Source organism: Streptomyces sp. NPDC006261 (assembly GCF_040613515.1).
Lineage (GTDB): Bacteria > Actinomycetota > Actinomycetes > Streptomycetales > Streptomycetaceae > Streptomyces.
Genome location: NZ_JBEXSI010000116.1, coordinates 1 through 8,825 on the forward strand (window position 1 = coordinate 1; position 8,825 = coordinate 8,825).

Annotated in this window: 9 protein-coding genes; all 9 read right to left on the minus strand. The window is 68.3% G+C overall.

What is annotated here, in order from left to right; all coding sequences use genetic code 11:
- Nucleotides 1–137: 137 nt before the first annotated feature.
- A complete protein-coding gene (locus tag ABZ154_RS34245; RefSeq protein WP_356838308.1) occupies nucleotides 138–755 on the minus strand; it encodes a MerR family transcriptional regulator in 618 nt (205 codons plus the stop codon).
- Between the two features lie 169 nt (nucleotides 756–924).
- A complete protein-coding gene (locus ABZ154_RS34250; RefSeq protein WP_006123076.1) occupies nucleotides 925–1,398 on the minus strand; it encodes a bifunctional nuclease family protein in 474 nt (157 codons plus the stop codon).
- Nucleotides 1,399–1,451: 53 nt separating this feature from the next.
- Nucleotides 1,452–2,195: a MerR family transcriptional regulator gene (locus ABZ154_RS34255; protein ID WP_356838310.1), complete on the minus strand. Its 744-nt coding sequence runs from the start codon at nucleotides 2,193–2,195 to the stop codon at nucleotides 1,452–1,454.
- A gap of 42 nt (nucleotides 2,196–2,237) precedes the next feature.
- The gene (locus ABZ154_RS34260) at nucleotides 2,238–3,023 is read right to left on the minus strand and encodes an FHA domain-containing protein (protein ID WP_356838311.1); all 786 of its coding nucleotides are present in this window, start codon (nucleotides 3,021–3,023) and stop codon (nucleotides 2,238–2,240) included.
- Nucleotides 3,024–3,213: 190 nt separating this feature from the next.
- Complete coding sequence (locus tag ABZ154_RS34265; RefSeq protein ID WP_356838313.1) at nucleotides 3,214–4,038, minus strand: DUF881 domain-containing protein; 825 nt, start codon at nucleotides 4,036–4,038, stop codon at nucleotides 3,214–3,216.
- A 5-nt stretch (nucleotides 4,039–4,043) separates the two neighbouring features.
- Nucleotides 4,044–4,376, minus strand: coding sequence for a small basic family protein (locus tag ABZ154_RS34270; protein ID WP_003970459.1), 333 nt, complete (start codon nucleotides 4,374–4,376; stop codon nucleotides 4,044–4,046).
- Nucleotides 4,373–5,287 (minus strand): DUF881 domain-containing protein, encoded by a 915-nt coding sequence (locus ABZ154_RS34275; protein WP_356838315.1) that lies wholly within the window; start codon nucleotides 5,285–5,287, stop codon nucleotides 4,373–4,375. The genes ABZ154_RS34270 and ABZ154_RS34275 overlap by 4 nt, the downstream gene beginning before the upstream one ends.
- A 100-nt stretch (nucleotides 5,288–5,387) precedes the next feature.
- Nucleotides 5,388–7,883, minus strand: coding sequence for a mannose-1-phosphate guanyltransferase (locus tag ABZ154_RS34280; RefSeq protein WP_356838317.1), 2,496 nt, complete (start codon nucleotides 7,881–7,883; stop codon nucleotides 5,388–5,390).
- A gap of 115 nt (nucleotides 7,884–7,998) precedes the next feature.
- Complete coding sequence (locus ABZ154_RS34285) at nucleotides 7,999–8,607, minus strand: CDP-alcohol phosphatidyltransferase family protein (RefSeq protein WP_015607274.1); 609 nt, start codon at nucleotides 8,605–8,607, stop codon at nucleotides 7,999–8,001.
- Nucleotides 8,608–8,825: the final 218 nt, after the last annotated feature.

Here is an 8,825-nt window from a genome sequence, read left to right on the forward strand (position 1 = left end):
CCGCGCGGCTGCAACAGAACGACGAACGAGATCCGCTCCTCGCCGTGGAGGGTGGTGACGAAGCCCGGCACTCCGCGGAGTGCCGGGCCGATCCGTTTCCGTCCTGTCCGCCGCGCCTGTCCGCCGCGCTCAGCCGCTCACCCGGCGCGGTTGCGGCGCCGGGCCAGCTCGTCGGCCGGGTTGTTGCCGATGAGGGTCTCACCGGTGTCGACCCGCTCGCCGTGGAGCTGGGAGAGCGCCGCGTCCACATCCCGCCAGACGACCCCCACGGCGATCCCGAAGACGCCCTGACCGCCCTGGAGGAGGCTGACGACCTCGTCCGGCGATGAGCACTCGTAGACCGTCGCCCCGTCGCTCATCAGGGTCATGCGCTCAAGATCCTGGAATCCCCGGGCCCGCAGGTGCTGGACCGTGGTGCGGATGTTCTGCAGAGCGACCCCGGTGTCGAGGAACCGCTTGACGATCTTGAGGAGGACCACGTCCCGGAAACTGTAGAGACGCTGGGTCCCGGACCCGTAGGCCGGCCGCACGCTCGGCTCGACCAGCCCCGTGCGCGCCCAGTAGTCCAGCTGGCGGTAGGTGATCCCCGCCGCCGCGCACGCCGTCGGTCCGCGATATCCGATATCGCTCGCCGCTGCCACGCCGTCCGCCGCCACCACGGCCGGCGCAGCCGGCTGCCTGATGGCGTGGTCGGCTCCACTGCCGTGCTGCGGATACGGCCCACCCGCCGCCGTACCGTCGCCGCTGCTTCTCACGCCGACCTCCGTCCTTGACCTGCCCACTCGAAGGTAGGCAGTCACTGGGGGTGCGTCAACGATCGCCACACTCGGCACGCCGAGTGATAATCACCCTGAGGGTGGTTTCCCGTGTCTCGCTTCCGGGAAAGGCTTGTCGGATGCGCTGACGACACCCTTGCGGGACGGGTCACTGACTGTTGGTACCGAAGTCCTCCGGTGAGATCTGGTCGAGGAATTCGCGGAACTTCTCCACCTCGTCCTCCTGCTCGTCGGGAATCGCGATGCCCGCATCGTCCAGCACGCCGTCACTGCCGTAGATCGGCGTGCCGGTCCGCAGGGCGAGCGCTATGGCATCGGACGGCCGGGCGCTCACCTCGACCCCGCTGGCGAAGACGAGCTCCGCGTAGAAGACCCCTTCGCGAAGGTCCGTGATGCGGACCTCGGTGAGCTCCTGGCCCACGGCCTCGAGCACATCCTTGAACAGGTCATGGGTCAGCGGCCTGGCCGGAGCCATGCCCTGCTGGGCGAAGGCAATAGCGGTCGCCTCCCCAGGACCGATCCAAATGGGGAGGTACCGGTCGCCTCCCACTTCGCGCAGGAGAACGATCGGTTGGTTGGAGGGCATTTCCACCCGGACACCGACAACGTCGAGCTCGTTCACACAGCAACCCTAGGACGTGCTCGCCATGTTTGGGTAGTCGGGCTCCCCCGAGCTCAGTGCAGACGGCTCCGCAGAGCGCTCTGGACGAGCGCCGCGTGCAGCCGTACGGAGAGCTCGGCCAGCTCGTTCGCCGTGGCCTCCGCATGGGCTCGCGTCTGCGGATTCCGATGCAGGCGCAGCGGCGCGACCAACTGCTCGACCAGTCCCGCCTCACGGTCCGCGGAGGCGCGCATGGCGCGCAGATGGCGCGGTTCCAGACCGAACCGCCCCAGATCCGCCACCAGCTTGGCCACGGTCACCATCTCGGCGTCGTAGCCGCCCTCAGGAGCGGGGACGATGAGCCCGTAGGACTCCCACTCCTCCAGCTGCTCATCGTCGACCTGGGCAGCCGCCAGGAGCTCGGCACGCCCGATCCGTGCGGCGGTCGCCGTACCGGGGCCGGAATCCCACACACCGTCGCCGAGACCGCGCTGACCGCCCGGCGAGGGCAGCACCGGCTGCTCCCCGCGGGCCAGGGCGTCCAGGTGCTCCCGGATGACCTTGAGCGGCAGGTAGTGGTCCCGCTGCATGCGGAGCACCTGCGCGAGGCGCTCCACATCGCCGGGAGCGAACTTCCGGTACCCGGAGGGAGTCCGCTGCGGCTCGATGAGCCCTTCGGCCTCCAGAAAGCGGATCTTGGAGATCGTGACTTCCGGAAACTCTTCGCGCAGCCGGGTGAGTACCGTTCCGATGCTCACCCAGCGCGCGTCCGCGGTGGCGGTACCGTCACCGGAACCGCCTGTCGGTGTTCGCAGCATGGGCCTTCCTGGGGATTCCCCCGGACGGGGTCCGGGGGCTGGTCACACGCCCCGCGGGCTCGCATAGAAGACCAGGCGGTACTTTCCGATCTGGACTTCGTCGCCGTTGGACAGCAGGACCGAATCGATGCGCTCGCGGTTGACATAGGTGCCGTTGAGGCTGCCGACGTCACCCACCGTGAAGCTACCGTCCGGACCCCTGCGGAACTCCACATGACGCCGCGACACGGTCACGTCGTCGAGAAAAATGTCGCTCTGCGGGTGACGGCCGGCGGTCGTGAGGTCGCTGTCCAGCAGAAAGCGGCTGCCGGAATTGGGGCCGCGGCGCACGACGAGCAGCGCCGAACCGCCGGGCAGCGCGTCGACTGCGGCCTGGGCCTCCGGGGAGAGCGAGGGCAGAGCCGTCTGGCCCGTCGCCTCGGCCTCGTACGCCTCAAGACCGGAGATGGAGATCGTGGACGTCGTCTCCGAGGCACGCTCGGGGACACCGCCCCGCAACGGCGCGCCGCAGTTGGAGCAGAATCGGCTGGCCTCCGCATTGCGGTGGCCGCACCTCGCACAGACCGGCATCGACGAGCCCTCCGGGGTGAACCCTCCACCCGTACGTGAGGTTGATGGTTCGCCGAAACCTATGCGTCCGGCACCGGCAGGGTCAACGGACGACACGCTGAGCCCCACCTGAGTTGCGTCACCGGACACCTCATCGCGGAAGAGCGGACGCTCCGCCTCCTGCTCCTCGCCCTGGCCGTGGCGCGGAGCACGGTGGCGGGCAGCACTGTTGCTGTCCTCGCGTGCGCTCTTCCCGAACAACTTCGCAAAAAACTTCACGGGCGATTCCCCTTGACCGACATAGACCCGCCCGTGGGGCAGGACGAACCCTGAATGAACACACCTGCCGACCCGGACATCTTCACAACGTCCGTATCCACCCGACAGTTTCCACCACGCACCGCCAATCCGGTGCGCCGACCCCCCGCAACCCCGCACCCTCGTCCACCGGCCTTTCGGCCCTGCCCGCTCACGGGGACGACGACCGAGCGTAGTCAGGCCGCTCCGCCGGTCGCAAGGCGTCGACGACGATGTCCTCGGACCGCTCCACCACCGCCGTGGCCTGCTCCTTCTCGAGCGTCTGCACCACACCTCCGGGGATGTTGAGTGCGGGCTCCAGGTCCTGCGGCTTGCCGATCACCTTGAACTCGTACGGTGCTTCGATCTTCTTGCCGTCCACCTGGATGTCACCGCCCTCCCCGGAGAAGTAGGTGCTGGCCACCACCCGGACGCCGTTGACCTCGATGGCCTCCGCCCCCGCCGCACGCAGCTCCTGGACCGTGTCGAGCAGCTTGTCGGCCGCGACCGCGCCGGATGGGTCACTGATGGTCAGCGTGATGCCGGGCCCCTGGGCCGCCACCGTGCCCGCGAGGATCCCCAGCTGACGTTCCTTCTCCAGCGTCTGTTTCCGGGCCTCCTCGGCCTGGTCCGAGCTGTTCTCCAGCTCGGTGCGCTGGTCGTCCAGGCGCTGCTTCTCGTCCGCCAGGCGCTGGGTGCGGTCGTCGACCTCGTCAAGGATCCGGACCAGGTCCTCCTGCCGCGCCCCGCGCAGCGTGCTGTCGTCGCTGGTCGACCGCACCTGGATCGCCAGTCCCAGGCCGAGCCCGAACAGCAGCACGGCGACGATGAGTTGAGCCCGGCTCAGCCGGGGCGGCCACAGGCCCGCCAGCAGCCTCTGACGTCCGGAGACCTCTTCCTCGGCCGCGGGTGGCTGCACCGGGGCGTCCGGAACTCCGGACGCACCGGCGTCCGGCTGTTCGGGCTGTTCGCTGCGCGGGGTCTCGTCGTTGTTCATCGGCCTCAAGCCCGGAAGACGTGCCGGCGGATCGCGGCGGCGTTGGAGAAGATCCGGATGCCGAGCACGACCACCACGCCGGTGGAGAGCTGCGCGCCGACACCCAGTTTGTCGCCCAGGAACACGATCAAGGCTGCGACGACGACGTTGGAGAGGAACGACACCACGAAGACCTTGTCGACGAAGATGCCGTCGAGCATGGCCCGCAGACCTCCGAAGACCGCGTCGAGCGCGGCGACCACGGCGATCGGGAGATAGGGCTCGACCACCGCCGGCACTTCGGGCCGGACCAACAGTCCGACCACGACTCCCACGACGAGGCCCAGTACGGCGATCACGATGTGCCCTTCCCTGCTTCTGCCGCATCACTGCCGGCGGCCTTCGGCTCTGCTGTACGGACGATCAGGCTCGGTGCGGCCGGTAGCCGCACCTCGGCCTGATCGGACAAGCTGGTGCGGATGTCGAAGCTCTCCTTGAGCGCGTTCAGGTACTGGCCGTCGGCGCTGTCCCGAAACGCGGCGGCGAGATTCTTCCCGTCCCCCACCGCGAGCACCGTGTACGGCGGTACGAGCGGTCTGTTGTCCACCAGTATGGCGTCGCCCGCGGCGCGGATCGCCGACAGTGCCGTCAGCCTTTGCCCATTGATGGCGATGGCCTCGGCCCCGGACTCCCACAGGCCGTTGACGACCCGCTGCATGTCCCGGTCGCGCACGCGGCCCGTGTCGGAGAAGCTCGACGACTCACGGGGCCCGCCGCCACCCTGATCGGTGTTCTTGGCATCGTCCACGACGAGCTTCACACCGGGGCCCTCGACCGGGGTCGCCCCGGACAGCAGGGCCACCAGCTCCCCCTGGTCCCCGCCATGCTGTTCCAGGGCCTTGCGCTGCCGCTCGCTCACGTCTGCGCGGAGCTCGTCGACATCCGACTCCAGTGTGTCGGCCGCCCGGGTCTCGGCGTTGATGCGGTCGATCAGCTCCTCGCGTTCCTTCGCGACGACCGGCGCCGACACCCGCGCCTCGGCGGCACCGAGGGTGACCACCAGTGCGGCCACCACCAGACCGGCGGCGAGGCCGAGCTTCGACTTGAGCGTACGGGGCCCTCCCGCGCTCCCGTCGGCCCTGCGGCGAGCCGAGGCCTCCGCGTAACCGTCGTCGAGGCTGTGGTCCATCACGTTGTTCAGCAGCGACATGGAGGCGTCGGGGCGTGCGGGCTGCGAGGGCGTGCTCCGATCGGGGGGCTGCTGCGACATGCCGCACATCGTCGCACGTCACCACGGCTGCCGCCGAATGGCCCCACCGGTGCACCGGAACGCCCTGGACAGGGAGTTCCGGTGCACCGGCTTCAGGAGGTCACTCGCCGGCGCGCTCCACCACGGCGGACCACTCGTCGAGCAGCGCCTGTGCCGAGGCATCGTCCGGGCCTTCCGCCCACAGATGGGTGACGGCCTCCGCCCGGTCCGGCAGCACCATGATCCACCGTCCGTCGGCCTCGACCACCCGGACGCCGTCCGTGGTGTCCACGCTGCGGTCCCCGGCCGCTTCGACGACGGTGCGCATGACGAGTCCCTTGACGGCCCAGGGCGTCGCGAGGTCGCGGCGCAGGACGTGGGCCCGGGGGATGCGGGCGTCGATCTGGCTCAGGGTGAGCTGGGTCCTGGCGACGAGTCCGATGAGCCGGACGAAAGCGGCCGTCCCGTCGAAGACGCTGCTGAATTCGGGAACGATGAACCCGCCGCGCCCGTCTCCTCCGAAGATGGTGGTCTCTTCGCGTCCCACCCGGGTCAGGTCGTCGGGTGAGGTGGTAGTCCATTCCACCTGCGTGCCGTGATAGGCCGCCACCTGCTCGGCGACGCGCGTGGTGGTCACCGGCAGGGCGACACGCCCGCTGCGCCGCTCGGCGGCGACGAGATCCAGCATGACCAGCAGGGCCCGGTCGTCCTCGATGATCCGGCCCAGCTCGTCCACGAGGGAGAGCCGCTCACCGACCGGGTCGAACCGGACGCCGAACGCCGCCCTCGCCGAGGACACGATCTCCCCGAGCCGCACCAGACCGGCACGGCGGGTCTCGGCGGACTCGGTGGGGCGCGATTCGTCGAGTCCCGGGTTGATCGTCAGGGCGTCCACCCCGAGCCGCCCGAGGAGACTCGGCAGGACGAGCCCGGCGGAACCGTTGGAGGCGTCCACGACGACCTTGAGCCCGGAGTCGGCGATACCCGCGATGTCCACGTTGCGGAGCAGGGAGCCGGTGTACGAGTCGAAGACGCTGGAGGGGAAGTGCAGGTCCCCGATCTCCCCGGGGAAGGCCCTGCGGTACTCCTGGCGGGCGTAGACGCGGTCCAGCTTGCGCTGCTGGGCCTGTGAGAGGTCGGCGCCCCGCTCGTCGATGAACATGATGTCCACCGAGTCGGGCACCCCCGGCGACGTACGGATCATGATGCCGCCCGCGCTGCCTCGCGCCGTCTGCTGGCGGGCCACGGGCAGCGGTACGTTCTCCAGGTCGCGTACGTCGATGGCGCTGGCCTGGAGGGCCGAGATGACGGCTCGCTTGAGGGCACGCGCGCCTCGGGAGTGGTCACGGGCGGTCGTGACCGTCGACCCCTTCTTGAGGGTCGTGGCGTAGGCGCCGGCCAGCCGGACCGCCAGCTCGGGGGTGATCTCGACGTTCAGGATCCCGGAGACGCCCCGCGCGCCGAACAGATGCGCCTGCCCGCGGGATTCCCAGATCACCGAGGTGTTGACGAACGCACCGGCCTCGATGGTCTTGAACGGGTACACCCGCACGTTGCCCTGGATGATCGACTCCTCGCCGACCAGACATTCGTCACCGATGACAGCGCCGTCCTCGATCCGGGCCGCCCGCATGATGTCGGTGTTCTTGCCGACCACGCAGCCCCGGAGGTTGCTGTGCTGTCCGATGTAGACGTTGTCGTGGACCACGGCCCTGTGGAGAAAGGCGCCGGTCTTGACGACGACGTTGGATCCCACGACCGTGTGCTCACGGATCTCGGCGTCCGCCTCGACCTTGGCGTAGTCACCGATGTAGAGCGGCCCGCGCAGAACGGCGTCCGGATGGACCTCCGCCCCTTCGGCCACCCACACACCGGGGGAGATCTCGAAGCCGTCCAGCTCCACGTCGACCTTGCGCTCCAGGACGTCGGCCTGGGCCTTCACGTAGCTCTCGTGCGTACCGACGTCTTCCCAGTAGCCCTCGGCGATATAGCCGTAGATCGGCTTGCCTTCCTTCATCAGCTGAGGGAAGACATCACCCGACCAGTCGACGGAGGTATCGGCCTGGACGTAGTCGAAGACCTCGGGCTCCATCACGTAGATGCCCGTGTTCACCGTGTCAGAGAAGACCTGGCCCCAGGTCGGCTTCTCCAGGAAGCGCTCGACCTGGCCGTTCTCGTCGACGATGGTGATGCCGAATTCCAGCGGATTGGGGACCCGGGTCAGACAGACCGTGACGAGTCCGCCCTTCTCCTTGTGGAAGGCGATGAGGTCGGTGAGGTCGAAGTCGGTGAGCGCGTCACCGGAAATGACGAGGAAGGTGTCGTCCTTCAACGCCTCCTCGGCGTTCTTCACGCTCCCCGCCGTGCCGAGTGGCTTCTCCTCGTTGGCATAGGTGAGCTCCATCCCGAGCTCCTCGCCGTCCCCGAAATAATTCTTGACGAGGGAGGCCAGGAACTGGACGGTCACTACTGTTTCATTGAGCCCATGCCGCTTGAGAAGCCGCAGGACATGCTCCATGATCGGCCGATTGGCCACGGGCAGGAGCGGCTTGGGCATGCTCGAGGTCATGGGGCGCAGGCGCGTGCCTTCGCCACCAGCCATCACGACGGCCTTCATGTCGGAAACGTCCTCCTAGAAGAGACGACGGTCAGCCGATTTCGCCCGTCGGGGCATCACATTCAAGTCATCACACCGCGGGCCGGCCACACTGCACGGCACCGGATCAACGAGCTCAATCGGCTACTGCATCCGCCTTGACGAGTCGGCGGACCTGAACCACGTAGAGGATTCCTGCCCACCAATACAGCGTTGTACCCCACCCTGCGAACGCCCATCCGAAAATGGCGGCCACGGTAGCCAGCCAACCACTCCCGTCGCTGAGCAGCAACAAGGGGAACGCGTACATCAGGTTGAAAGTTGCAGCTTTCCCGAGGAAGTTGACCTGTGGCGGCGGATAGCCGTGGCGCCTCAGGATGGCCACCATCACAAGCAGCATCAGCTCGCGGGCCAGCAGGGCCGCGGTCAGCCAGAGCGGCAGGATCTCACGCCAGGTGAGGCCGAGAAGGGTCGAGAGGATGTAGAGGCGGTCGGCAGCCGGGTCCAGGAGCCGGCCCAGACTGCTGATCTGGTTCCACCGCCGGGCGAGCTTGCCGTCGAGGTAGTCGCTGATGCCGCTGAGCATCAGCACCAGCAGCGCCCAGCCGTCGCTGTTGGGGCCGCCGAACACGGGGCGGAGAATCAGCCACAGGAAGAGCGGTACCCCGACAAGGCGAGCCATGCTGAGGATGTTGGGGATGGTGAGGACCCGGTCCGTCTGGACCCGAGTCTCCTGGACCTCCACCCGGGAGCCTCCTGTGAAGAACGTGCGAATGATGCTCCCCGACCTTACCCTCCGCCTAGGCCGACACCTGCACAGGGGTGCGCCGAGGTGAAGGCTGGGACTGCTACGGGTCTGAAACGCAGAAAAGCCCCGTGCCAATGGCACGGGGCTTTCCCGGAAAAATTGTTCGGCGGCGTCCTGCTCTCCCACAGGGTCCCCCCTGCAGTACCATCGGCGCT